The organism is Georgenia sp. H159, from assembly GCF_035607575.1.
Lineage (GTDB): Bacteria > Actinomycetota > Actinomycetes > Actinomycetales > Actinomycetaceae > Oceanitalea.
The window spans coordinates 25,736-46,935 of record NZ_JAYDZY010000015.1; the positions used below are offsets into that span (position 1 = coordinate 25,736).

Below are 21,200 nucleotides of genomic sequence, written 5' to 3' on the forward strand. Positions count from 1 at the left end.
TAAGTCCTTTCCTCGCGAGTCGCTCGCACGTCAACCCTTGACTGACCGCTCCGTGTTCGCCACAGTGGCCCGTATCGGCGAGGACGCCGGGGACCACGGGAGGGGTAGGTCATGCGGAGGATTCTTGCGGTGGGGGCAGCGCTCAGCGTTGCGGTTCTCGGGGCGGCGGTGCCCGCGGCCGGCGCGGACGACCGCGTCGGCTGGGACCGGTCGGCGGCCCCGCAACGGGTGCTGGAGGACGGCACTCCCGAGGAGGCCGGGCTGCTGGCCCACGAGCTCGCCACCATCGAGCCCGCGCTGACCGCGGGCCTGACCACGGAGCCGACCCCGTTCTACCCGGGCGCCGTCGCGCTCGTCGCCTCCCGGGGCGTCGTCGCCGAGCGCACGGCCGTCGGTCACGCGGTGCGCTGGGCGGACCCGGACACCGAGCTGCCCGCCGCCGAGCAGGTGGCCATGCAGACCGACACGATCGTCGACCTCGCGTCCATCTCCAAGCTCTTCACCGCCGTCGCCGTCATGCAGCTGGTCGAGGACGGCGCGCTGACGCTGGCGGACCCGGCGGCGGCCCACATCCCCGCCTTCGCGGCCGAGGGCAAGGACGACGTCACTGTCGAGCACCTGCTCACCCACACCGGTGGCCTGCCGGCGTGGATCAACCTCTACAGCGCCTACGACGACGTCGAGTCCCGACTGGCCGCGGTCTACTCGGTCGCGCCGACGGCGGAGCCCGGCACCGGGTACGTCTACAGCGACCTCGGGCTCATCGTCCTGGGCAAGATCGTCGAGAAGGTCTCCGGCCTGCCGCTCGACGAGTACGTCGCCGCGAACATCACCGGCCCGCTCGGGATGGCGGACACGATGTACAACCCGCCGGCCGAGCTCCTCGGGCGCATCGCGGCCACCGAGTACCAGCCGCTGGCCGGCCGTGGCCTCGTCCACGGCGAGGTCCACGACGAGAACGCCTGGTCCCTCGGCGGGGTCGCCGGGCACGCGGGTGTCTTCTCCACCGCCGACGACGTCGCGACCTTCGCCCAGATGCTCCTCAACGGCGGCAGCTACGCCGGCGCGCAGGTGCTCGAGCCGGCCACCGTCGAGGAGATGATGCAGGACTACACCGGCCACGTCTCCGGCTCGCACCGCGGCCTCGGGCCCGAGCTCGAGGCCTGGTACTACCACGACGTCCTCACCAGCGCGGAGTCCGCGGGGCACACCGGCTTCACCGGCACGTCGCTCGTCATCGACCCGCACACCGAGACGATCGCCGTCCTGCTCACGAACCGCGTCCACCCGAGCCGCGAGTGGGGCAACATCAACCCGGTCCGCCGGGCCGTCGCCCGCGCCGCCGGCCTGGCCCACCCGATGACCGGCTTCACCCGGGGCGCCGCCTGGTACTCCGGGATCGGCGACCTCCTGGAGCACACGCTCACCGTCCCGGTGTCCCTCACCGGGGACGGCGAGCTCGCGGTGGACCTGTGGTTCCACACCGAGCCGACCGACCTGCTCCACGTCGAGGCCTCGACCGACGACGGCGCGACGTGGGAGCCCCTGGAGGGCACCCTCACCGCCGGCGACGACGTCCGCCAGTCGCCGGGGACGGTGTCCGGTGACGGGCTCGGCCGCTGGTGGGAGGGCCGCTTCGACCTCGGCGAGCGCACCGGCGACGTCGAGCTGCGGCTGCGGTACGCCACCGACACCTACTACTCCGGACGCGGCGTGTACCTCGACCGCATCCAGGTGACCGACGGTGGCGCCGTGGCGTTCGACGACTGGGACCTCGCGGACCGTGACCTCATCGGCACCGAGGGCTGGACTCGGGTGACCGCCGACGGGGCGGACGCGCCGGAGCCCGTCGAGGAGTGGCGGGGCTACTGGGTGGACGCCTTCAACCCGGGCATCTACGACCCCGCGCAGGTCAGCGCGCTCGTCGCCGACGCGCAGGAGGTGGGCGCGAACGCGCTCATCGTCCAGGTCGGACGCCGCTACGACTGCTTCTGCAACGACGCCCTGCTCCCCCGCACCGACGCGTCGATCGCCCCCGCGCCCTACGACCCGCTCGCCGAGGTCATCGCCCAGGCGCACGCCGTCGGGATCGAGGTGCACGCCTGGGTGAACGCGACGACGCTGTGGAACTCGGCCACCCCGCCGCGCTCGCCGGACCACGCCTACAACCAGCACGGGCCGGGCGCCGAGGGACGGGACCGCTGGCTGAACAAGCGCGTCGACGGCGTCGAGCAGATCGGCGCCAACGTGTGGATCGACCCCGCGCACCCCGACGCCGTGGACTACTTCACCGACGCCGTCGCCTCGATCGTGGAGAACTACGACGTCGACGGCGTGAACCTGGACTACATCCGCTACCCCGACCATAGCTCGGTCGAGACGCAGAACGACTGGGGCTACTCCGAGGTCTCGCTGGCACGCTTCGCCGCGCAGACCGGACGCACCGACGTGCCGGAGCCGGACGACGAGCAGTTCTCCGACTGGCGCCGCGACCAGGTCTCGGCGCTCGTGCGCAAGGTGTACGTGCGCATGTACGAGATCGACCCGCAGGCCCGGCTGAGCATCGACGGCATCACCTACGGCTTCGGTCCGGCGAGCCACGAGGAGGGCTTCGAGGGCACCCGGACCTACGCCAACGTCGCGCAGGACTGGAGGTCCTGGCTCGACGAGGGCATCGTCGACACCGTCACCGCGATGAACTACAAGCGGAACTGGAACCCCGACCAGGCGCGGATGTTCTCCGAGTGGAACGACGCCCTCATCGACTACCGCGCCGACCGGCACGTCGTCAACGGACCCGCCCTGTACCTCAACGAGATCGCGGACTCGGTGGCGCAGGCGCGGGAGACCCGCGACGCCGGCTTCGACGGGTGGTCCGGCTACTCCTACGCCAACGCCTCCCTCACCGCGAACGGCACGAGCGACCGCGCGGTCAAGGACGCCGAGCGCGCCGAGCTGGCGGCCGTGCTCCGCGCGGAGGTGTTCACCGAGGAGGCGGCGGTCCCGGAGATGACGTGGAAGACGCAGCCGACCACCGGACTGCTCGCGGGGACGCTCGACCTGCCCGACGGCGTTCGTACCGACGGCGTGGAGGTCACCCTCACCGGCCCCGACGGGGTGACGACGGTGCGGACCGACGGCAGCGGATGGTTCGCCGCCGTCGACCTCGCCCCGGGCAGCTACGTCCTCGCGGCCGACGGCGCACGGTCGGCACGTGCCACCGTGACCGCCGGGCAGGTCACCGACGTCGTGCTCGAGCAGGCACCGACCGACCCGGTGGCCGCGGTCGAGGAGCTCGCGGAGTCGCTCGCGGGCTACGTGGCCTCCGGTGACGTCGCCGGACCGATCGCGAGCCAGCTGACCAACGCGGTGGAGCAGGCACGGTGGCACCTCGACGGCGGCCGGGACGTCCCGGCCGTCCGGGCGATGGACCGCTTCATCCGGCACCTGGACCACTCGAGGCGACCGGACACGCTGAGCGAGACCGCACGGGACGACCTCCGCGAGCGGGCCGAGGTGGTGCGCGACCTCATCGGCAGCGGTGACCGCGCGGGGGCCTGACCGCCGCGCGGCGGCCGCGGGCGGTTTACCGATTGCGCCCCTCGTGTGACTGGGGCCACACTTGACCAGTGCCTAGTGTGTGAGGTGACGACGTGGACGCCGACATCGCGATCCTGCCCCTGCTGTCCCGCGGCAAGCACCGCAGCCCCAGACGCGGGGCGTGCTTCATGGAGCTGGCCTCCTACCTCGCCGGCGAACGGTGGAGCGACAAGCCGGCGTGCACGCACCCGCTGCTCGCGCACCTGGCCCGGCTGGTCAACGACCTCACCGAGGACGCCGAGCGTCCGCGGCTGGCGGTGCTCATCCCCGCGGTCATCGGGCTGCGCAGCGAGGACCCGCTGTGGGACGACGAGCTCACCCTGCTCGCCGCCTCCCGCGCCCTGCCCGTGGTGAGCGAGCACCACCAGCGGTCACTGGCGGTGGGCATCCTCAGCTGCGAGCGGCGCCGCGCCGAGCGCAACGGCTGGGAGGAGCTGCGGTTCCACCCGGCGAGCCGGCGGGCGCTGGACGAGGTGCCCCTGGCCGAGCGCTGGGCCAAGGCCTTCGTCGAGCAGGTCGGGATGGTGGGCGCGCACCACCCCGGCGCCGCCGTCGTCGAGATCGCCACCGTCGGCCTGGCCACGGCCTGTGTCCCGGACCCCTCGGGCATGCTCCGGACGCTGCTCAGCGACGCCATCATGCTGTGCGAGCACCTCGCCGGCCGCGAGCAGGCCCGACGCGAGCAGCTCGCCCCCGAGCAGTGGCGCGAGGTCGTCGCTCCCGCCCCGGTCCACTGACCCACCGACCTGCGCCGGTCACAGCGTGAAGGGTTCGTCCTCCGAGGAGGACGAACCCTTCACGTCGTCGCGGCGCGGTGACGGTCAGCGGGAGATCGCCATCTTCATCGCCTTCGTCTCGGCGGCCCGGCCGAAGGTGTCGTAGGCCTCCATGAACTGGTCGAGCGTGAACCGGTGGGTGACGAACTGCTCCGGGGTGAGCTTGCCCTGGGCCACGAGCTTGAGCAGCATCGGCGTCGTCGTCGCGGAGACCAGACCGGTGGTGATCGCGATGTCCTTGATCCACAGGTCCTGGATCGGCAGCTCCACGGCGGTGCCGTGGACACCGAGGTTGGCGACGGTCCCGCCGGGACGGATGATGTCGACCGCTGCGGCGAAGGTCGCCGGGACGCCGACCGCCTCCATCGCGGTGTCCACGCCCAGGCCGTCGGTCATCGCCATGACCGTGTCCCGCCAGCCCTCCGTGCCGTTGTTGACGGCGTCGGTGGCACCGAAGCGCCTCGCCAGCTCCAGGCGGTTGTCGTCGAGGTCGATGGCGATGACGCGGGAGGCGCCGTAGAGCCCCGCGGTCATCATCGCCGACAGCCCCACCGGGCCGGCTCCGATGACGGCGACGACGTCACCCGGCTTGACCCGCCCGTTGCGCACCCCGATCTCGAAGCCCGTCGGCATGATGTCCGAGAGCATGATCCCGGCCTCGTCGCTCACGCCCTCGGGCAGCTTGTGCAGCGAGTTCTCGGCGAAGGGCACCCGCACGTACTCCGCCTGGGTGCCGTTGATGAGGTGGCCGAAGATCCACCCCACCCCCGAGGCCCCCTCGTCGTGGAGGCAGTGGGAGGGCAGCCGCTGCTGACAGTACGAGCAGGAGCCGCAGCTGGAGATGCACGAGATGATGACGCGGTCGCCGACCGCGAGACGGTTGACCGCCGAGCCGACCTCGACGATCGTCCCGACGCCCTCGTGGCCGAGGATCCGGCCCTCGGTGACCGCGGGGACGTCACCCTTGAGGATGTGCAGGTCGGTGCCGCAGATGGTCGTCGTATCGACCTGGACGACGACGTCGGTGGCGTCGACGATCGTCGGGTCCGGCACCTCCTCCCACGCCTTGTTCCCAGGACCGTGGTAGACCAGTGCCTTCATGATGCAGACCTCCTCGTCGAGCGGGGGTCGCGCTCCGCGGCCCACACTGTGACGGTAGTCACGTCATCGTCGCCGCGACTAGGACGTCCTACCCATGCTCCGCCGCTTGCGGTGCAGCGCCACGCGCAGGACGAGGGACAGGAGCAGGGCGGCCGTGCCGGCGGCGACGGTCACGCCGTAGGCGGCGGAGTAGCCGCCGACGTCCGCCAGACGCCCGGCGGTGCTCGAGCCGAGCGCGTACCCGAGGGACGTCGCCGCGGCGAGCACCATCATCGCGGCACCCAGCCGGCTGGGGTCGACCACCCGTTCACACGCCGAGAAAAGAGTGATCATGTACGGCGCCACGGCCAGTCCGAGGACGATGAGGACGCCGGCCAGGCTCAGCAGGGAGTCGACGGCCAGCAGCGGCACCGTGAGCACGGCCAGTCCCGCGGCGAACACCGGCAGCCGGTCCGCGAGCCGGAAACGCTCCGGGAGGACGACGATCGACAGGCCGGCGATCACGCTGCCGACGCCCAGGACGGCGTGGAGCAGCCCGGCCAGACCGGGCTCCCCCGCCTCGGTGGCCAGCGCCGTCGTGCCGGCCTGGACCGAGCCGAAGATGGTGCCGACGATGAGCTGCCCGAGGCCGAGGCCCAGGAGCAGGGCACCGAGCCGCGGGGCGGCGACCCCGCTCTCCCCACGGTGCCCGGGCACGAGCGCCACGGTGGGGTGCAGCGCGAACCAGGTCGCGAACACGGCGAGGCCGGCGGAGGCGAGCAGCAGCGCCCCGGCCGGGGAGACGAGGGCGGCGATGGTGCCGACGAGGGCGGGGCCGAGGACGAAGGAGGCCTCGTCGGCGGCGCCCTCGTAGGAGAAGGCCGTCGACAGCAGCTTGAAGCGCTCGGTGCCGCGGGAGCGGACGAGCTCCCGCCAGCGCACCCGGGCGAGGGTGCCGATCTGTGGGACGAAGACCCCGGCGACCCCGCTGATCACGGCCAGCACCTGCCAGGGCACCTGCTGCCAGGACAGCACGACGATCGTGAGCAGCGTCGCGGCCCCGCCGACGGACTGGACGAGCAGGACGGGCCGCTGCCCGATCCGGTCGGTGAGCACGCCGGCGACCGGTGAGGCGACGGCGTTGACGACCGCGAATGCCCCGGCGGCGGCACCGCCGCCGCCGTAGCTGCCGCTGACCTCCGCGACGAGCAGCAGCACGCCCATCTGGGCCATGGCGAGGGGAAGCCGGGCGATGAACGCGACGGCGACGTACAGGCGACCGGTCAGCGCGAACAGCCGCCGGTAGGAGGACAGGACGGACAACACATCTCCACGGGGTGACAGGGTTGCGCTCCTCCCACCCCGGAAGCGCTGCGAACCCTGAGGCCTTCAGTCTAGCCGAGCGGTCACCCGCTCGACCTCGGCGGGAGGCCAGTGGAGCCGGGCGGCGAGCTCCGCCGTCGTCGGCTGCCCGCCCAGCGACCGGCGCGCGTGGGCCACGAGCTCCCGGCGAAGTTGCCGGCTGCGGCGCTCCCGGGCGACCGCCGCCGCCACGAGCCCGTGGCGAGGGGCGAGGAGCAGCGCGATGACGAAGAGCACACCGACGGCGCTCGCCATCATCCCGGCGATCGACACGTCCCACACGACGGCGAGGCCGTACCCGCCGGCCGCGGCGAGCGCACCGACGGCGAGCGCGGCGGTCAGCATCGCCGTGAGCCGCTCGGTGAGCAGGTAGGCGGTCGCGGCGGGACCGGCGAGGAACGCGACGACGAGGATGGCACCCACCGAGTCGAAGGCCCCGACGACGGTCACCGAGACCAGCGCCATGAGGACCTGGTGGACGACCACCGGCGACAGGCCGACGACGGCGGCGAGCGCCGGGTCGAAGGTCGTGAGCTTGAGCTCCTTGTACAGCAGCACGACGGCGGCCACGACGACGACGGCGACCACCCCCGTCGTCCACCAGGAGCGCGGCCCGAGGTCGACGCCGCCCACGGTGAGCACGGTCAGCGGCGAGAAGGCGATCTCGCCGAACAGGACGTGCTCGAGGTCGAGGTGGACGTTGCCGCCGTAGCGGGCGATGAGCAGCACACCGAGGGCGAACAGCCCGGTGAAGACGATGCCGGTGGCGGCGTCACCGCGGACCCGGCCACCGCGCTGCAGGGCGTCGACGAGGACGACGGTGAGCAGCCCGAACACGGCAGCGCCCGCGACCGCCGCGAGCGGGCCGAGTGAGCCGGTGAGGAAGAAGGCGAGCACGATCCCCGGCAGTGCCGCGTGCGAGATCGCGTCACCGACCATGACGGTCTGGCGCAGCACGAGGATCGAGCCGAGCAGCGCGCACGGCACCACGACGAGCAGCGCCGTGACGATGATGACGAGGTCGACGTTCACGTCAGCCGCCCCTCGACCGGCGCTCCCCCGCCCGCGCCTCCCCGCCGGGAGCGGGGCCCCAGCCGCTCCCGCACGGCGGTGCGCAGCCGTCGCGCCGGCAGGGACAGCAGGAAGATCGCCGTCGCGACGAGCACGACGAGCGGGCCGGTGGGCAGGTCCGTCGTCGTGGCGCTCAGCACGGCGCCCAGCCCCCCGCTCACCGCCCCGAGCGTGGCCGCGAGCACGACCATGACGGCGAGGCGGTCGGTCCACTGGCGCGCGGCAGCCGCCGGTGTGATCAGCAGTGCGGCGACGAGCACGACGCCCACCGTCTGGATTCCGACGACGATCGCGACGACGAGCAGCACCGTGAGCAGCGCCTCCAGCCGCCGCACCGGGTACCCGACCGACCGCGCGTACGCCGGGTCGAAGGCCACCAGCTTGAGCTCCTTGAACAGCAGGGCGAGGACGACGAGCGCCACGGCCGTGAGCGTGGCCATCAGCCGGACGTCGGCCGCGACGAGGCTGGCCGCCTGGCCGAGCACGAAGCGGTCGAGCCCGGACTGTCCCGCTGCGCCCGTCCCCGCCACGTAGGTGAGCAGCACGGTGCCGGCACCGAAGAACACCGAGAGCACGAGGGCCAGCGCCGCGTCCTGCTTGATGCGCGTGGTCTGCACGACGGCGAGCACGAGCCCCGCGGCGAGCGCCGCGGTCGCGGCCGCACCGGTCATGAGCCCGGAGCCGGAGGTCGTGCCGGTGAGGAGGAAGCCGATGACGACGCCGGGCAGCGTGGCGTGCGCGAGGGCGTCGCTGAGCAGGCTCTGGCGGCGCAGCACCGCGAAGCTGCCGAGCGCACCGCCGAGCAGGCCGAGCACGGCCGCACCGAGCGCGACGGTGCGCAGCGTGTAGTCGCCGAGCAGCCCCAGCAGCTCACCCATCGGTGCGCATCTCCTCCGCGCGGCGTGCCGCACCGCCGTAGGTGCGGGCGATGTTCTCGCGGGTGAAGACCTCCGCCGTCGGGCCGGCGGCGACGAGCTCGCGGTTGAGGAGCACGACGGTGTCGAAGTAGTCCGCGACCGAGGCGAGGTCGTGGTGGACGACGACGACGGTGCGGCCCTCGTCGCGCAGCTCGCGCAGGAGGTCGACGACGAGCCGCTCGGTGACGTAGTCCACGCCGGCGAAGGGCTCGTCCGCCAGGTAGAGGCGGGCGTCCTGCGCGAGCGCGCGGGCGATGAAGACCCGCTGCTGCTGCCCGCCGGACAGCTCGCCGATCTGCCGGTCGGCGAGGCCGAGCATGTCGACCCGCTCGAGGCAGCGCTCGGCCGTGCGCCGCTCCGCCGTGCCGGGGCGCCGGAGCCAGCCGAGCCGGCCGTAGGTGCCCATCTCGACGACGTCGCGGGCGTCGGTCGGGAAGTCCCAGTCGACGCTCCCCCGCTGCGGGACGTAGCCCACCGACCGGCGCACCCGGTCGATGGGGCGGCCGAAGATCTCCACCGACCCGGCGACGGGGCGCAGCAGCCCCATGGCGACCTTGAGCATCGTCGTCTTGCCGGCGCCGTTGGGTCCGACGATCCCCACGAGCCGGCCCTCGGGGATGGTGAAGGAGACGTCCCAGAGCACCGCCTCGTCGCGGTAGGCGGCGCTCACGCCGCGGACGGCGAGCGGCGGGCTCACGGTGCCCCCAGGGCGGCGGCGATGGTCCGCGCGTTGGCCCGCAGCGTGCCCGCGTAGCTGCCGGCCGGGCCCCCGGGGTCACCGAGGGCGTCGGAGTACAGCCCCTGCTCGGGCACGTGCACGTCCCAGCCGCGGTCCGCGGCGGCCTCCCGGACGGCGTCGATGCTCGCCGGCGAGACGCTGGACTCGGTGAACAGCGCCGGGACCTCCCGCTCGACGAGGAGGTCCACGAGCGCGCGGATGTCGGCCACGCCCGCCTCGTCCTCGGTGGACAGCCCCTGCACCCCGCGGACCTCGAGCCCGTAGGCGCGGCCGAGGTAGCCGAAGGCGTCGTGGGAGGTGACGAGGAGCCGGCGGCGAGGGGGAATCTCCGCGAGCGCGTCCGCGGCGTCCGCGTGGGCGGCGAGGGCGGCCGCGACGTACTCCCGGGCGCCGCGGACGAAGTCGCCGCGGTGCTCGGGCGCGATCTCCACCAGCTCGGCGACGACGGGGTCGACCACCCGCACCCACAGCTCGGGGTCGAACCACACGTGCGGGTCGTACTGGTCGGGGTAGTCGGGGGACGCGAGCAGCTCCTCGGTGGGCAGCATCCCGGTGAGGGCGTGGACCCGCTCGAGCCCCCCGCCCTCGAGCACGTCGATCATCCGCCCCTCGAGAAACAGCCCGTGGTAGACGACGAGGTCGGCGTCGACGAGGGCGCGCACGTCCCCCTGGCCGGCCCGGTACAGGTGAGGGTCCACCCCGGGGCCCATGAGCGCGGTGACGTCGACGTGCTCTCCCCCGACGGTCCGCAGCAGGTCGGCGGCGTGCGTCGTCGTGACCGTCACGCGGACGCGGCCGTCGTCCGGAACCCCGGCCGAGCCGGACGCGCACCCCGCGAGGACGAGCGCGCCGACGATGACGCCCACCGGTGTTCGCAGAGCCGAAGCCACTTGTTAAGGGTAGCCGAACATGCGCCCGGGGCGCGGGAAGGTCCCGTGGTCGCAATCCCTCCGGGCTCCCCGGCCGTACCCTGAGGCATGGCGGGCTTCTCGCGCGCGGACCGGGCCGACGACGCCGCGCTGCTGGCCGGGCTGCGGCTCGGCGACGCGGTCGTCTCCGCCGCGTTCATCCGCCGCTTCCAGGGGGCCGTCCTGGGTCTGGCGCTGAGCATCACCCGTGACCCGAGAGCCGCGGAGGACGTGTGCCAGGAGGTCTTCCTGCGTGCCTGGCGGGCGGCCGACACCTACGACGTCCGCCGGGCCTCCGTCCTCACCTGGCTGCTGACCATCACCCGCAACGCGGCGATCGACGCGGTCCGCGCACGGCGCAGCACCCCGACGACCGACGACGTGCTCGACGAGCTGCTGCGCGACACCCTGGCCACCGCCCCCGACCTCGCAGAGACCGCCGTCCACCGCGTGGAGACCGAGCGGGCGATCGCCCGCCTCCGCCGGGTCTCACCGGAGCAGGCCCGCGCCGTCGTGCTGGCCGTCCTCGGCGGCTGCACGGCCGCGGAGGTGGCCGAGCGCGAGGGCGTCCCCGTCGGCACGGCGAAGACGAGGATCAGGACCGGGTTGCGCCGGCTGCGCGAGCTCGCGGAGGTGGACCATGACTGAACGATGGCATCCAGACGAGGACGCCCTGCTCGAGGCGGCGCTGGGCACGTCGCGCACGGACGCCCTGGAGGAGGTGCGTGACCACCTCGCCGGGTGCGCGCGGTGCCGGCACACGCACGGCGAGCTGGTCGACGCCGTCGACCTCACGCTCCCGGCCGTGCCACGGGCACTGCCCCCGAGCGGCTTCGAGATCAGGACGCTCGATCGGCTGACGGCCGCACAGGCACAGGCCGGGCACCCAGCCGGCGCACCCCGCCGCACGGCCCGGTGGCTGCCCCTGGCGGCGGCCACGCTCCTCGGCGTCGGCGTCGGGGCCGCCGGCGCCTGGACCCTGACGGACGACCCGCCACCGGACGCACCCACCGTGGTGTCCGCGCCCGCGGCGCCACTCGTCGGCACGGACGGCGAGGACGTCGGCGCCGTCTCCCGGACGCACGACGACGACGGCGGCAACTGGCTCGTCGTCGTCGTGCACGACGACGCACCCGCCGGGGTCTACACCTGCCGGGTGACGCTCGCCGACGGCAGCCGGCAGGACGTCGCCGAGTGGCCGGTGTCGGGCTACGACGAAGTCGCGTGGGTCCTCGACGAGCCGTCACCGGGCGTGCGGAGCGTGGAGCTCGTGGGTGAGTCGGGCGACGTGTGGGCCACCGCGGACCTCTGACGCAATCCCTGCGGCAGACACGTCCGTATCACCTTCCATGGAACCGACGACGAGACGCGTCCGGCGAACGACGCTCACGCTGCTCTGCGCCCTTGCCCTGGTGGCGGCCTGCGGGAACGGCGAGGAGCCCGCGAGCGACCCGGTGACCGCGCCCGCCGACGCACAGGCCACCGAGCCCCCGCAGGCGAGCGCGACGCCGGCGGACGAGCCGAGCGAGGCGGGCACGGACGACGGCGACGCGACCGACGTCGTCGTCGTCATCTCCGACTTCAGCTACGAGGTACCCGAGAGCGTCGCGCCCGGTGCCGAGGTCACCGTGACCAACGAGGACACGGTCGGGCACACGGTGACCTCCGACGACGAGGGCCTGTTCGACGTCGCCGTCGAGCCGGGTGCCACGGTGACGTTCACGGCACCGGACGAGCCCGGGGAGTACGGGTTCTTCTGCATCCCCCACCCGAACATGACCGACACGCTGGTCGTGGGATGAGCACCCCCGCTCCCCCGCCCACCCGCCGCCGTGCCGCTCGGGGACGCCGGGCCGCCGAGCCCCTGGTGCGCGTGCTCGTCGTGGCGGCGCTGGCGGTCGACGCCGTCGTCCACGTCCGGCTCGCCGACGCGATGCAGCTCGCGGCACCCGGCGGCGTCGGCGGTGGCACGCTCTTCTACGCGCAGGCGACCGTCGCCACCGTCGCGGCCCTGGTCCTCCTCGTCACCGGCCACCGGCTCGCGTACGCCCTCGCGGGTCTCGCGGCCCTGAGCGCGCTGATGCCCGTGCTGCTCTACACCTACGTCCAGGTGCCGGCGATCGGGCCGATCCCCTCGATGTACGACCCCACCTGGCACCCGGAGAAGACGGTCAGCGCGATCGCCGAGGCCGCCGCCGTCGTCCTGGCGGTCGTCGGTGCACGGCTCGCGCGGCCGCGGTCCGAGCCGAGGTAGCGCGCTCGAGTCGTCCTCCTTCGGCGGTCGGTCAAACTTCAGTCTTGACTTATATAAGCCACGCCTGAAACCATCACGTCATGCACGCACTCGACGTCCTCGGCGACCCGGTCCGCCGGCGCCTGATCGAGCTGCTCGCGGACGGCGAGCAGTCGGCGGGTGAGCTCGCCGAGCAGATCGGGCGCGAGTTCGGCATCAGCCAGCCCGCCGTCTCCCAGCACCTGCGGGTGCTGCGCACGAACGGCTTCGCGAGGGTGCGCCCCGACGGCAGCCGACGGCTCTACGCGATCGACGCCGAGCCACTGCGGGAGGTCGACGCGTGGCTGGCGGACTTCCGCGGCTTCTGGGCGCCCAGACTGGCCGCCCTCGAGACCGAGATCGCTCGCGGCAAGCGTGAGCGACGGATGCGACCCCCACGAGACAAGGAGCAGTCATGACCGAGGACATCACCACCATCAGCGCCGGCCAGCTCGACGCCGTCGAGCGCACCCTGTCCATGACCGAGCACGACGACGCCATGACCGCGGTCGCCACGCTGAGCCAGGTCTACGACACCAGCGTCGCGGACGTCTGGGACGCCTGTACGTCCGCGGACCGCCTCCCCCGGTGGTTCCTGCCGGTCTCCGGGGACCTCGAGCTCGGTGGCCACTACCAGCTGGAGGGCAACGCCGGCGGCACGGTCGAGGCGTGCGACCCGCCGTCGAGCTTCCGTATCAGCTGGGAGTTCGGCGGCAACGTGTCCTGGGTGACCGTCCGGGTCGACCCGGCGGGCAAGGACGCCGCTCGTCTCACCCTCGAGCACACGGCCCCGGCGGCGCTGCCGAACGACTTCTGGCAGACCTACGGCCCGGGCGCCACGGGTGTGGGCTGGGACCTGGCACTCCTCGGCCTCGCGCTGCACCTCGCGACCGGCGCCGACAAGCCCGCCGAGGGATCGGGGTGGGAGCAGAGCGAGGAGGCCCGCGCGTTCATCGCCGGCAGCAGCCGGCGCTGGGCGGACGCGTCCGTCGCCGCGGGCACCCCGGAGGAGCAGGCCCGCGCAGCGGAGCGGAACACCACCGCCTTCTACACCGGCCAGCCGACCGAATAGCCCCCGCCCCCCTCCCCCCTCTGCGCCGAGAGCGGGATTGTTGCAATCCCGCTCTCGGCGCACGGGATGGTCGGGGCGAGGCGCGGGGTCGGGGCGAGGCGCGGGTCAGGCGGGCGTGAGCGCCACGGCCTCGAGGCGGGCGTAGCTCGCCTCCATGCCGTCGACCATCCCGGTCGCCAGGACCGAGTCCCGTGTCTCGGCGTCGGGGTAGGTGACGACGACGGTGAGCAGCGTGCCGCCGTCGACCGGCGTCAGGGTCATCTCGTTGACGGCGGCCGGCCCCTCCATCCCGATCATCCGCTCGGTCGTCACCTCGCGTCGCGGCGGGTCCCACTCGAGGACCTCGCCGGTGAAGCCGAACCGCCCCTCACCGTTCTCCTGCTCCCACTCGTTGCGGTAGGAGTCGCCGACTGCCGTCGCGGGCTCGCACACGGGCATGGTCCACCCGTCGGGGCCGAGCATCCAGCGCCGCATGAGATCCGCGTCGTGGTGGGCGTCCCACACCTGCTCGACGGTGCCGCGGACGACGCGACTGATTCGCACCTGGGTGTCGCTCAGCACCTGGCTCTCGGCCCGCCGGTCCGCGGCGAAGGAGGTGAGGTCGGCCACGACGGCGTCGATCTGGCTCATCGCGGAGCGCAGCCCCTCCTCCATGCCCATCGAGAGCAGCTGCTCGAGCTCGGTGAGGGACCCGAAGTACGACGTCGTCGTCACCCGCGCACCTGTGCCGGTCTCCTCGAAGGTGTAGACCATGCGGGTCGCCGGCAGGTCCGGGTCGGGCGAGCCGTCCGGCCGCGCGAAGCCGTCGCGCACCTCGAACGAGCGCCCCTCGTCGACGGCGAGGAACTCCCAGTAGCCTCCGGGGGTCTCGCCGTCGGGCCCGGTCATGACGTACTGGGACCGGCCACCGACGGCCATGTCGTGTCGGGTGAAGGTCGCCGGCCACCCCTCCGGGCCCCAGAACTTCTCGAGCTGCCGCGGGTCGGCATAGGCGTCCCACAGCCGGCGCACCGGCACGGGGAAGTCGGCGACGACGGTCATCGTCAGGGCGTCGAGGTCCTTCTCGACGGCGGTGATGGGCATGTCAGTACCTTTCTGCGGTCACTCATCGGTGAGGAGCGCGTCGAGCCGTGCGACTCGGCCGCGCCAGAGCTGCTCGTACTGGTCCAGCAGGAGCTGGGCCCGTCGGATCGTGTCGGGGTTGCCCCGCACTCGGCGTTCGCGGCCCTCCGGGTGCTTGGTCACCAGACCGGCTCTCTCCAGGACGGCGACGTGCTTCTGCACGGCCGCGAACGACATGTCGTACTCGGCAGCCAGGGCGGTGACCGTCGCCTCCCCACCGAGGGTGCGCCGGACGATGTCACGCCGGGTCGCGTCGGCGAGTGCCCGGAAGATCCGGTCGATCTCGTCGTCGTCGAGGGCGAGGTCCTGACTACTTCGTACAACCATTTGGTTGTACGTTACGCGGCGCTCCACCTCCGGTCAAGGCCTTCCCGACCCGTCGTCGCCGACAGCCCTCCTCGCGCCGATCCCCCCCCTGCGCCGACAGCGGGGTTGTCTCAGCTCTCGTTCACCGGAAGCCGGACCGCCCCGTCCGTGGCCACGCTCTTCCGCTGGGGAGCGGCGAGGCGGAGAATCGCGGGAGGGCACACCGCCCGGACAGGGGACACCATGGTCGTCGTCGAGTCGCCGGGCATGCGGCTCTCGAACCAGCGGGACGTCGAGGTGGCGGCCGCCGCGCTCGCCGCCGGGATGTTCGTCGCGCACGCGTTCGCGAACCTCTACGCACTCACCACGCGCGCCGACGCGGGCACCGTCCGGGCGGTCAACATCTTCAAGGGCCGCGCGGCTGACCAGGTCGGCAGCGTGACCACCACACCGGTGCGACTCAGCGGCGTGTTCGACCTCGACCGGCTCCCAGCCCTCCTCACGGCTTCGACCGTCCTCGGGCTCATCGACGAGCTGCTCTGCCTCGGACCCTTCGGCTTCCGCGGACCAGCCGCTGCACACATCCCGGACCATCTCACCGTCCCCTCGGCAGGTGGTCGCTGGGTGCAGGCCATCGTTCCCGGCGACCGGTGCGCGTCGAACGCGTTCCTCGCGGCGTGCCTGGACCTCTGCGGGACCGACCACCTCCACATCACGTCGGCGAACCGGTCACGTCACGCGACGGGTGCCCCCGAGGAGCCCGCGCACTACCGTGCGGGCCCGCTCCGGGCCGAGTTCTCGGGGGCGACGCAGCTGCTGGTCCTTGAGCACCCCGACGAGGACGCGGCTGCGCTCGCCTATCCACGGCACGCTCCGATGTCGACGACGGTCCTCGGCTTCCGGCACGGGAGGTGCGAACGACGTCCGTCCGTGGTGGTCGAGCGGTACGGATCGCTCGACCTCGACGACGTCCGTGCCGTCGTCGGCCGGCACGGTCTCGGCCTCGACATCGCCTCCGGTGCCAGGCATCGTCTGCCGCAACGCCGGTACTGACCCCGCTGCTCCATCACGCGCGCGGGACCGCACACGAGTCGGCCGTCGGCGGAGGCCCGACACAATCCCGCTGTCGGCGTCAGGGGGTGGTGCCGGGCGCTGGACCGGGGGGTGAGCCGGCTGTCTGCCCGGGACGCGCCGGCTGTCGGCCCGGGGCCGGACAACAATCCCGCTGTCGGCGTCAAGGGGAGGGGGCCGGGCGGTGGTCAGGTGTAGCGCTGGGCGACGCGGACGGTCTGGGGGCCGTAGGAGCCGCCGAAGATGACGGCGTGCATGACGAGCATCGTCAGCTGGTGCAGCCCCACCCTCTCCTGCCAGCCGGCGGCCAGCGGCGAGACCTCCTCGTACCCGGCGAGGATGTCGGGGAGCCGGTCGACGCCGAACAGGTCGAGGGCGGCGAGGTCCGTCTCGGCGTGCCCCCCGTGGGCGGCCGGGTCGATGAGGACGCCACGGGCCGCTCCCCCACCGCCGGTCCACACGACGTTGCCGCCCCACAGGTCGCCGTGCAGGCGTGCGGCACGCTCACCGACGAGCGCCGGCTGGTCGTGGTCGAAGTCCCCCGCGGCGAGCCGGTCGGCGACCCGCTCGAGGACCCGGGCGCCGTCGTCGTCGACGGAGCCGTTGCCCAGTGCCCGCGGGATGTACGGGCGGAGCTGGTACTCGGCGTAGAACTCCCCCCACGTCTCGAAGACCGGCGCGGCGTCGTGCCCGTGCAGCGGCATCGGTCCCGAGCTGCGCACCACCTCCCCGCTCCATCCCGGCGGCGTGCACCCGAGTGACGGGGCGCCGGCGGCGTGGGTTCGCGCGAGCCCGCGTCCGAACGCCGCGGCCGCCTCCGCCGTGGCCGACGCGTGGGGCAGCCGGACGAGGTCGACCCACCCCTCGCCCTCGGCGAGGATCTCGACGACGGGTGCCCCGCCGTCGTCCTGCGCGTCCGCCAGCCACCGCAGCCCCGCCGTCTCGAAGCGCAGCACGGTCGGGTCGTCGGTCTTGTGGAAGGTCGTCATGTGCCCATGGTGGCAACGAGCGACGGCCGCGGCGAGACGTCCCGCGAAGACGGCCGGGGGCCGCGGCCGAGCGGAACGGCGCGCGTCCGCCGCCGATGTGCGGATACAGTCGGGCCGTGGCAGAGATCGGGGCGCGCGGTACTGCAGTGGTGATCGAGGACGACGCGGACATCCGCTACCTCCTCGAGGTCACCCTGGGCCAGGCAGGATTCGCGGTCACGACGGCGGGCAGCGGGCAGGAGGGCGTCGACGCCGTCCGGGAGCTCCAGCCGGTCATCACCACCCTCGACATCTCACTGCCCGACTTCGACGGCTTCGAGGTCGCGCGGCGGGTGCGGGCCTTCTCCGACACCTACATCCTCATGCTCACGGGGCGGGCGGAGGAGATCGACACCCTCCTCGGGCTCGACGCCGGCGCGGACGACTACGTGACCAAGCCCTTCCGGCCCCGCGAGGTGCGGGCCCGCATCGAGGCGATGCTCCGCCGTCCCCGGGCGGCGGCCGCGGCACCGGACAGCACCGTGCCGGTTCCCGCGGCGGCGCAGCCGGCGGACGACGACGGCGCGAGCGTGCTCGGGCACGGGGACCTGCGCCTGGACCGGGACGCCCGGGTCGTCTCGCTCGGTGGGCAGCCCCTGGAGCTGACCCGCAGCGAGTTCGACATCCTCACCGCGCTGCTGGCGAACCCCCGGCGGGTGCTCACCAAGGCCCAGCTCGCCCGGGCGGTCTGGTCGGACAGCTACGACACGGGGGTCGAGGCCACGGAGGCGGACCGCCGCTCGGTGGAGGTGCACGTCGCGAACCTGCGCCGCAAGCTCGGCGAGGACGCGTCGCGCCCCCGGTACGTCGAGACCGTCCGCGGGGTCGGCTACCGCCTGGCGCTCAGCGCCCCGAGCTGAGGCCCGGCAGGGCGGACAGTAGCTCCTGCGAGGTCAGCGGTGCCACGCGTTCCACCTCGGCGAGTGCCGTCTGCGCGCTCGCGCGGTCGGTCGTCCGGCACCGCTCGCACGCGGCCGCGAGCGGGTGCGCGCCGAGCATCGTCGCCGAGCACCCGAGGCTGAGGGTGGCGTCGCGCAGCTCGGGCAGCTCACCGGCGGCGACCGCCCGGCGCAGCCGCGCGACCCGGGCGGGGAGCATGTCGAGGAAGCGGTCGATCATCCCGGCGGTCGCAGTGGCCCCGACCTCGCCGAGCAGCTGGGTGACGCTCGAACGGTCGACCATCTCGGTCACCGTCCCTCGCGGCGCTCACGCACCGCGGACACGACCTGCAGGGCGGCGTAGCCGAAGAGCGAGAGCGCGATGACGAGCGTGCCCAGCGCCTTGGTGTGGCCGGAGAGCAGGGTCGCGACGTAGCCGGCCCCGGGCACCCAGTAGCGGACCTCGCCGCGGATCTGGGTCTCGGTGAGCTCCCACGGGTCCGCCACATCGTTGGCGTCGCCCTGGGTGGTGAAGGTCGGCCCGCCGATGGAGTCGGTCCGCTCGATGATCCGGTGGGTGACGAGCGTGGCGTTGTCCGGGTAGGGCATGACCGTGATGACGTCGCCGACCTCAAGGCTCGTGACGTCGTCGACCCGCGAGACGACGACCTGGCTGCCGGTGGGGATCGTCGGCTCCATCGAGCCGCTCAGCACGGTGAGCGGCGCCCACCCGAGCAGCCGCGGCACGACGACGAGGGCAGCGAGCGTGACGACGAGGACGACGAGGAGGCCGCCGGGGACGACCCGGGTGAGGACGGTACGGGCGACGCTGCTCCTGGGCGCGGACCCGGCGCGGTGGCGGCCCGGGGTGATGACGTCGTGGCTCATGGTCGTCTCCAGGCGGGTCGGAGTGGCAGTGGACGTGTGGGGGCTCATGCGCAGGTCACCGTTCCGTCGATGCGGATCTCGGTGTGGGTGGTGCCGGGGACGGTGGTGCCGTCGGTCAGCACAGCGACCACCCGCACGGTGTGGGTTCCGGCGTCGTGCCCGGTGAAGTCGGAGGGTCCGACGGTGACGGTCCGCTGCGCGGGCATCAGCGTGGCGACCTCGCGCCACGTGCCGCCGTCCGCGACCTGCACGCTCCATCGGGCGACGTCGACGCTCATGCCGGCCCGGTTCCAGTCCCAGCCCAGCGTCACGCGGGGGTGGATGCTGGAGCAGGTCGGGCCCGTGACGCTCGGGCCCGGGGTGACCCGGAGTTCGGTGGCCCAGCTGCCGGTGGTCGTCCACGTGGCGGGCGCGACGGTGACGCCGTCGAGCGTCGTCGCGAAGGACACGGTGCGGCTGCCGAGCTCGATCCGGATCCTGTCGGTGGGGACGAAGGTCAGACACAGCGTGCGGGCCCCGGCGAGCGGCTGGCCGCCCGTGACCGGGACGTCGGTGGCCGTGCCGCTGGGCGTCGCGGTGTAGGTGGCGGCCGTCGTCGGGCAGGTCCCCCCGGCCGCGGCGACGCGGTACTCCACGCGCGAGCCGGTGAGCTCGGCGCCGGTGAGCGCTCGTCCGTCGACGCTCACGCGGACGGTGCTGGGCCGCCAGGTGCCGGAGACGTCACCGCTCATCCCCACGGTCGCGGTGGTCCCGGCCGAGGGCGTGACGTCCATGCGGACGCCGCCGGTGCGCAGCGTGGGCACCGTGACGGTCACCTCGTCGCTCCAGGCGGCCAGGGTCGAGCCGGTGGGGCGCAGGACGAGGACGCCGGCGAGGACGAGGGCCAGGAGCAGCACGACGGCGGTCAGCCGCTTGGTGGTGGTCATGGCATCTCCTGGGTGAGGGTCCAGCGGACGGCGCCGGCGTCGAGGGTCGTGTGCTGCAGCTGCTCCCCCCACCAGTTCGAGCGGTCGGCGGCCGGGGGGCGGCCGTCGGTGGTGGCGGGGACGGCGAGGTCGATGACGGCGGTGACCTGCGCGCCGTCGTCATCGGGCGTGACGGTCCACCGGTTGGCCCCGGCCGCGGGGAGTGCCGTGGTCGCCGAGACGGTCGGGCCGCCCAGGCCGCCGAGTGCACCGAGGTCGAGGGACAGCGTGCCGGTGAGGAGCGTGCCGCGGGCGGAGACGCTCACCGTCGACGTCACCCGCACGACGTCCCCGGGAACGATTGCGGTGTCCGCGGGGAGCGGCTGGGAGGTGCCGGGCCGCAGGACGGCGGTGCTGGCCGCGACGGGCTCGACCGCGAGCCGGCCGGCGCTGAGCACGGCCTGGTCGCGGTGCTCCGCGTCGGCCCACCCGGCGAGGGTGGTGCCGCTGCCGGAGAGGAGGACCGCCGCCACGACTGCGGCGATGGCGGCGCGGGTCAGGCGGTTCGGCACGGTGGTCCTCCTCTCCGGTGGTGGGTGCTGGTGCCCGGTCAGCCGGCGGAGACGACCGGTGCCTGGGTGAGCGAGATGTCGAGGCCACCGAGCGTGACGTGCTGGCCCTGGCCGACGAGGCCGGCGGTGCTCTCGTCGAAGGCGACCGTGACGGCGACGTCGAGGCGCTGGAGGTCGTCGGCGGCGGTGACGGGCGCGGAGGTCCCGACGACGGGCGTGCCGTTGAGCGTCATCTCGGCGCCGGCCGTGAGCTGGTCGCGGAGCTCGGCGTCGCCGGTGAGGCCCGTGAGGTTGTGGGAGACGACGCCGGTGAGGAGGTCGCCCTTCGCGTCGATCGTCAGGGTCTCGCGGTAGGTGAGCGCGTCGCCCGGGACGATGAGGTAGCTGCCGTTCTCCACGGCCGCCGTCACGTCGGTGCCCGCCACGTTCGTCCAGCTGCCCTCGCCGGCCGCCAGGTCCAGGACGCCGGCGGCGATCGGGGTGGCCGTCGCGGACTGCTCCGCGTCGGACCACTCGGCGAAGGTGGCCCCGCCCGCGCCCAGGAGGACGACGCCCGCGCCGACGGCCGCGACGGCCTTCCAGGCGGTGAAGCGGGAAGCGGTGGTGGTCGTGCGTGCCATGGTCGTGCCTTCC

At 73.5% G+C, this 21,200-nt stretch carries 24 protein-coding genes; 10 read left to right on the forward strand and 14 right to left on the reverse strand.

Annotation, left to right across the window (positions count from 1 at the left end; translation table 11 throughout):
• Window positions 1-111: 111 nt before the first annotated feature.
• Both VR894_RS17085 and VR894_RS17090 read left to right on the forward strand, forming a co-directional pair.
• Window positions 112-3,561, forward strand: coding sequence for a serine hydrolase (locus VR894_RS17085; protein WP_324653482.1), 3,450 nt, complete (start codon window positions 112-114; stop codon window positions 3,559-3,561).
• A 92-nt stretch (window positions 3,562-3,653) separates the two neighbouring features.
• On the forward strand, window positions 3,654-4,337 hold the full coding sequence (locus VR894_RS17090) for a hypothetical protein (protein WP_324653483.1): 684 nt from the start codon (window positions 3,654-3,656) through the stop codon (window positions 4,335-4,337).
• Between the two features lie 84 nt (window positions 4,338-4,421).
• Here VR894_RS17090 and VR894_RS17095 read toward each other — a convergent pair whose 3' ends face one another.
• From VR894_RS17095 to VR894_RS17120, 6 genes are all read right to left on the reverse strand, one after another.
• On the reverse strand, window positions 4,422-5,477 hold the full coding sequence (locus VR894_RS17095; RefSeq protein ID WP_324653484.1) for a zinc-dependent alcohol dehydrogenase family protein: 1,056 nt from the start codon (window positions 5,475-5,477) through the stop codon (window positions 4,422-4,424).
• Window positions 5,478-5,555: 78 nt separating this feature from the next.
• Entirely contained in the window at window positions 5,556-6,779 is a 1,224-nt protein-coding gene (locus tag VR894_RS17100) for an MFS transporter (RefSeq protein WP_324653486.1), read from the reverse strand.
• A 66-nt stretch (window positions 6,780-6,845) separates the two neighbouring features.
• Window positions 6,846-7,850, reverse strand: coding sequence for a metal ABC transporter permease (locus VR894_RS17105; protein ID WP_324653488.1), 1,005 nt, complete (start codon window positions 7,848-7,850; stop codon window positions 6,846-6,848).
• Window positions 7,847-8,767 carry a metal ABC transporter permease gene (locus VR894_RS17110; RefSeq protein ID WP_324653490.1) on the reverse strand — a complete coding sequence of 307 codons (921 nt, stop codon included), beginning with the start codon at window positions 8,765-8,767 and terminating at the stop codon, window positions 7,847-7,849. The genes VR894_RS17105 and VR894_RS17110 overlap by 4 nt, the downstream gene beginning before the upstream one ends.
• Window positions 8,760-9,503: a metal ABC transporter ATP-binding protein gene (locus VR894_RS17115; protein ID WP_324653492.1), complete on the reverse strand. Its 744-nt coding sequence runs from the start codon at window positions 9,501-9,503 to the stop codon at window positions 8,760-8,762. Before VR894_RS17115 ends, VR894_RS17110 begins: the two co-directional genes overlap by 8 nt.
• Window positions 9,500-10,435: a metal ABC transporter solute-binding protein, Zn/Mn family gene (locus VR894_RS17120; protein WP_324653494.1), complete on the reverse strand. Its 936-nt coding sequence runs from the start codon at window positions 10,433-10,435 to the stop codon at window positions 9,500-9,502. Before VR894_RS17120 ends, VR894_RS17115 begins: the two co-directional genes overlap by 4 nt.
• A gap of 87 nt (window positions 10,436-10,522) precedes the next feature.
• Here VR894_RS17120 and VR894_RS17125 point away from each other — a divergent pair, with 87 nt between their 5' ends.
• The 6 genes from VR894_RS17125 (at window position 10,523) to VR894_RS17150 (ending at window position 13,797) form a co-directional block, all read left to right on the forward strand.
• Window positions 10,523-11,101, forward strand: coding sequence for an RNA polymerase sigma factor (locus tag VR894_RS17125; RefSeq protein WP_324653496.1), 579 nt, complete (start codon window positions 10,523-10,525; stop codon window positions 11,099-11,101).
• Entirely contained in the window at window positions 11,094-11,765 is a 672-nt protein-coding gene (locus VR894_RS17130; protein ID WP_324653498.1) for a hypothetical protein, read from the forward strand. Before VR894_RS17125 ends, VR894_RS17130 begins: the two co-directional genes overlap by 8 nt.
• Before the next feature lie 37 nt (window positions 11,766-11,802).
• Window positions 11,803-12,255, forward strand: coding sequence for a cupredoxin domain-containing protein (locus tag VR894_RS17135; RefSeq protein WP_324653500.1), 453 nt, complete (start codon window positions 11,803-11,805; stop codon window positions 12,253-12,255).
• Window positions 12,252-12,707 carry a hypothetical protein gene (locus VR894_RS17140; protein WP_324653502.1) on the forward strand — a complete coding sequence of 152 codons (456 nt, stop codon included), beginning with the start codon at window positions 12,252-12,254 and terminating at the stop codon, window positions 12,705-12,707. Before VR894_RS17135 ends, VR894_RS17140 begins: the two co-directional genes overlap by 4 nt.
• Before the next feature lie 80 nt (window positions 12,708-12,787).
• A complete protein-coding gene (locus VR894_RS17145) occupies window positions 12,788-13,144 on the forward strand; it encodes a metalloregulator ArsR/SmtB family transcription factor (protein WP_324653504.1) in 357 nt (118 codons plus the stop codon).
• Window positions 13,141-13,797: an SRPBCC family protein gene (locus VR894_RS17150; protein ID WP_324653506.1), complete on the forward strand. Its 657-nt coding sequence runs from the start codon at window positions 13,141-13,143 to the stop codon at window positions 13,795-13,797. Before VR894_RS17145 ends, VR894_RS17150 begins: the two co-directional genes overlap by 4 nt.
• Window positions 13,798-13,902: 105 nt before the next feature.
• On the opposite strand, the gene VR894_RS17155 is transcribed toward VR894_RS17150, so the two are convergent.
• Window positions 13,903-14,880, reverse strand: a complete 978-nt coding sequence (locus tag VR894_RS17155) for an SRPBCC family protein (RefSeq protein ID WP_324653507.1) — start codon at window positions 14,878-14,880, stop codon at window positions 13,903-13,905.
• Between the two features lie 18 nt (window positions 14,881-14,898).
• Window positions 14,899-15,246, reverse strand: coding sequence for a metalloregulator ArsR/SmtB family transcription factor (locus tag VR894_RS17160; RefSeq protein ID WP_324653508.1), 348 nt, complete (start codon window positions 15,244-15,246; stop codon window positions 14,899-14,901).
• A gap of 222 nt (window positions 15,247-15,468) precedes the next feature.
• Between VR894_RS17160 and VR894_RS17165 the strand changes: the two genes are divergently transcribed.
• Window positions 15,469-16,278, forward strand: a complete 810-nt coding sequence (locus tag VR894_RS17165; protein WP_324653509.1) for a hypothetical protein — start codon at window positions 15,469-15,471, stop codon at window positions 16,276-16,278.
• Between the two features lie 206 nt (window positions 16,279-16,484).
• Here the strand turns inward: VR894_RS17165 and VR894_RS17170 are convergent, their stop codons facing one another.
• Window positions 16,485-17,285: a fructosamine kinase family protein gene (locus VR894_RS17170; RefSeq protein WP_324653510.1), complete on the reverse strand. Its 801-nt coding sequence runs from the start codon at window positions 17,283-17,285 to the stop codon at window positions 16,485-16,487.
• A 116-nt stretch (window positions 17,286-17,401) separates the two neighbouring features.
• Between VR894_RS17170 and VR894_RS17175 the strand changes: the two genes are divergently transcribed.
• Complete coding sequence (locus VR894_RS17175; RefSeq protein ID WP_416380865.1) at window positions 17,402-18,184, forward strand: response regulator transcription factor; 783 nt, start codon at window positions 17,402-17,404, stop codon at window positions 18,182-18,184.
• Here the strand turns inward: VR894_RS17175 and VR894_RS17180 are convergent.
• Genes VR894_RS17180 through VR894_RS17200 form a run of 5 tightly spaced genes read right to left on the reverse strand, consistent with a single transcriptional unit; the run spans window position 18,168 to window position 21,187 of the window.
• On the reverse strand, window positions 18,168-18,506 hold the full coding sequence (locus VR894_RS17180) for an Hpt domain-containing protein (protein ID WP_324653511.1): 339 nt from the start codon (window positions 18,504-18,506) through the stop codon (window positions 18,168-18,170). The two genes, VR894_RS17175 and VR894_RS17180, sit on opposite strands and share 17 nt — an antisense overlap.
• Before the next feature lie 5 nt (window positions 18,507-18,511).
• Window positions 18,512-19,090 carry a signal peptidase I gene (locus tag VR894_RS17185; protein ID WP_324653513.1) on the reverse strand — a complete coding sequence of 193 codons (579 nt, stop codon included), beginning with the start codon at window positions 19,088-19,090 and terminating at the stop codon, window positions 18,512-18,514.
• A 44-nt stretch (window positions 19,091-19,134) separates the two neighbouring features.
• Window positions 19,135-20,016, reverse strand: coding sequence for a hypothetical protein (locus tag VR894_RS17190; RefSeq protein WP_324653515.1), 882 nt, complete (start codon window positions 20,014-20,016; stop codon window positions 19,135-19,137).
• The gene (locus VR894_RS17195) at window positions 20,013-20,567 is read right to left on the reverse strand and encodes an alternate-type signal peptide domain-containing protein (protein ID WP_324653517.1); all 555 of its coding nucleotides are present in this window, start codon (window positions 20,565-20,567) and stop codon (window positions 20,013-20,015) included. Before VR894_RS17195 ends, VR894_RS17190 begins: the two co-directional genes overlap by 4 nt.
• A gap of 38 nt (window positions 20,568-20,605) precedes the next feature.
• On the reverse strand, window positions 20,606-21,187 hold the full coding sequence (locus tag VR894_RS17200; RefSeq protein ID WP_324653518.1) for an alternate-type signal peptide domain-containing protein: 582 nt from the start codon (window positions 21,185-21,187) through the stop codon (window positions 20,606-20,608).
• Window positions 21,188-21,200 lie beyond the last annotated feature (13 nt).

What these genes read in the sequence shown, in the direction of transcription:
- VR894_RS17085 (WP_324653482.1), top strand. Translation starts at nt 112, where the DNA reads ATGCGGAGGATTCTTGCGGTGGGGGCAGCGCTCAGCGTTGCGGTTCTC.
- VR894_RS17095 (WP_324653484.1), bottom strand. Translation starts at nt 5,477, where the DNA reads ATGAAGGCACTGGTCTACCACGGTCCTGGGAACAAGGCGTGGGAGGAG.
- VR894_RS17110 (WP_324653490.1), bottom strand. Translation starts at nt 8,767, where the DNA reads ATGGGTGAGCTGCTGGGGCTGCTCGGCGACTACACGCTGCGCACCGTC.
- VR894_RS17125 (WP_324653496.1), top strand. Translation starts at nt 10,523, where the DNA reads ATGGCGGGCTTCTCGCGCGCGGACCGGGCCGACGACGCCGCGCTGCTG.
- VR894_RS17130 (WP_324653498.1), top strand. Translation starts at nt 11,094, where the DNA reads ATGACTGAACGATGGCATCCAGACGAGGACGCCCTGCTCGAGGCGGCG.
- VR894_RS17135 (WP_324653500.1), top strand. Translation starts at nt 11,803, where the DNA reads ATGGAACCGACGACGAGACGCGTCCGGCGAACGACGCTCACGCTGCTC.
- VR894_RS17140 (WP_324653502.1), top strand. Translation starts at nt 12,252, where the DNA reads ATGAGCACCCCCGCTCCCCCGCCCACCCGCCGCCGTGCCGCTCGGGGA.
- VR894_RS17145 (WP_324653504.1), top strand. Translation starts at nt 12,788, where the DNA reads ATGCACGCACTCGACGTCCTCGGCGACCCGGTCCGCCGGCGCCTGATC.
- VR894_RS17150 (WP_324653506.1), top strand. Translation starts at nt 13,141, where the DNA reads ATGACCGAGGACATCACCACCATCAGCGCCGGCCAGCTCGACGCCGTC.
- VR894_RS17155 (WP_324653507.1), bottom strand. Translation starts at nt 14,880, where the DNA reads ATGCCCATCACCGCCGTCGAGAAGGACCTCGACGCCCTGACGATGACC.
- VR894_RS17160 (WP_324653508.1), bottom strand. Translation starts at nt 15,246, where the DNA reads ATGGTTGTACGAAGTAGTCAGGACCTCGCCCTCGACGACGACGAGATC.
- VR894_RS17165 (WP_324653509.1), top strand. Translation starts at nt 15,469, where the DNA reads ATGGTCGTCGTCGAGTCGCCGGGCATGCGGCTCTCGAACCAGCGGGAC.
- VR894_RS17170 (WP_324653510.1), bottom strand. Translation starts at nt 17,285, where the DNA reads ATGACGACCTTCCACAAGACCGACGACCCGACCGTGCTGCGCTTCGAG.
- VR894_RS17180 (WP_324653511.1), bottom strand. Translation starts at nt 18,506, where the DNA reads ATGGTCGACCGTTCGAGCGTCACCCAGCTGCTCGGCGAGGTCGGGGCC.
- VR894_RS17185 (WP_324653513.1), bottom strand. Translation starts at nt 19,090, where the DNA reads ATGAGCCACGACGTCATCACCCCGGGCCGCCACCGCGCCGGGTCCGCG.
- VR894_RS17190 (WP_324653515.1), bottom strand. Translation starts at nt 20,016, where the DNA reads ATGACCACCACCAAGCGGCTGACCGCCGTCGTGCTGCTCCTGGCCCTC.
- VR894_RS17200 (WP_324653518.1), bottom strand. Translation starts at nt 21,187, where the DNA reads ATGGCACGCACGACCACCACCGCTTCCCGCTTCACCGCCTGGAAGGCC.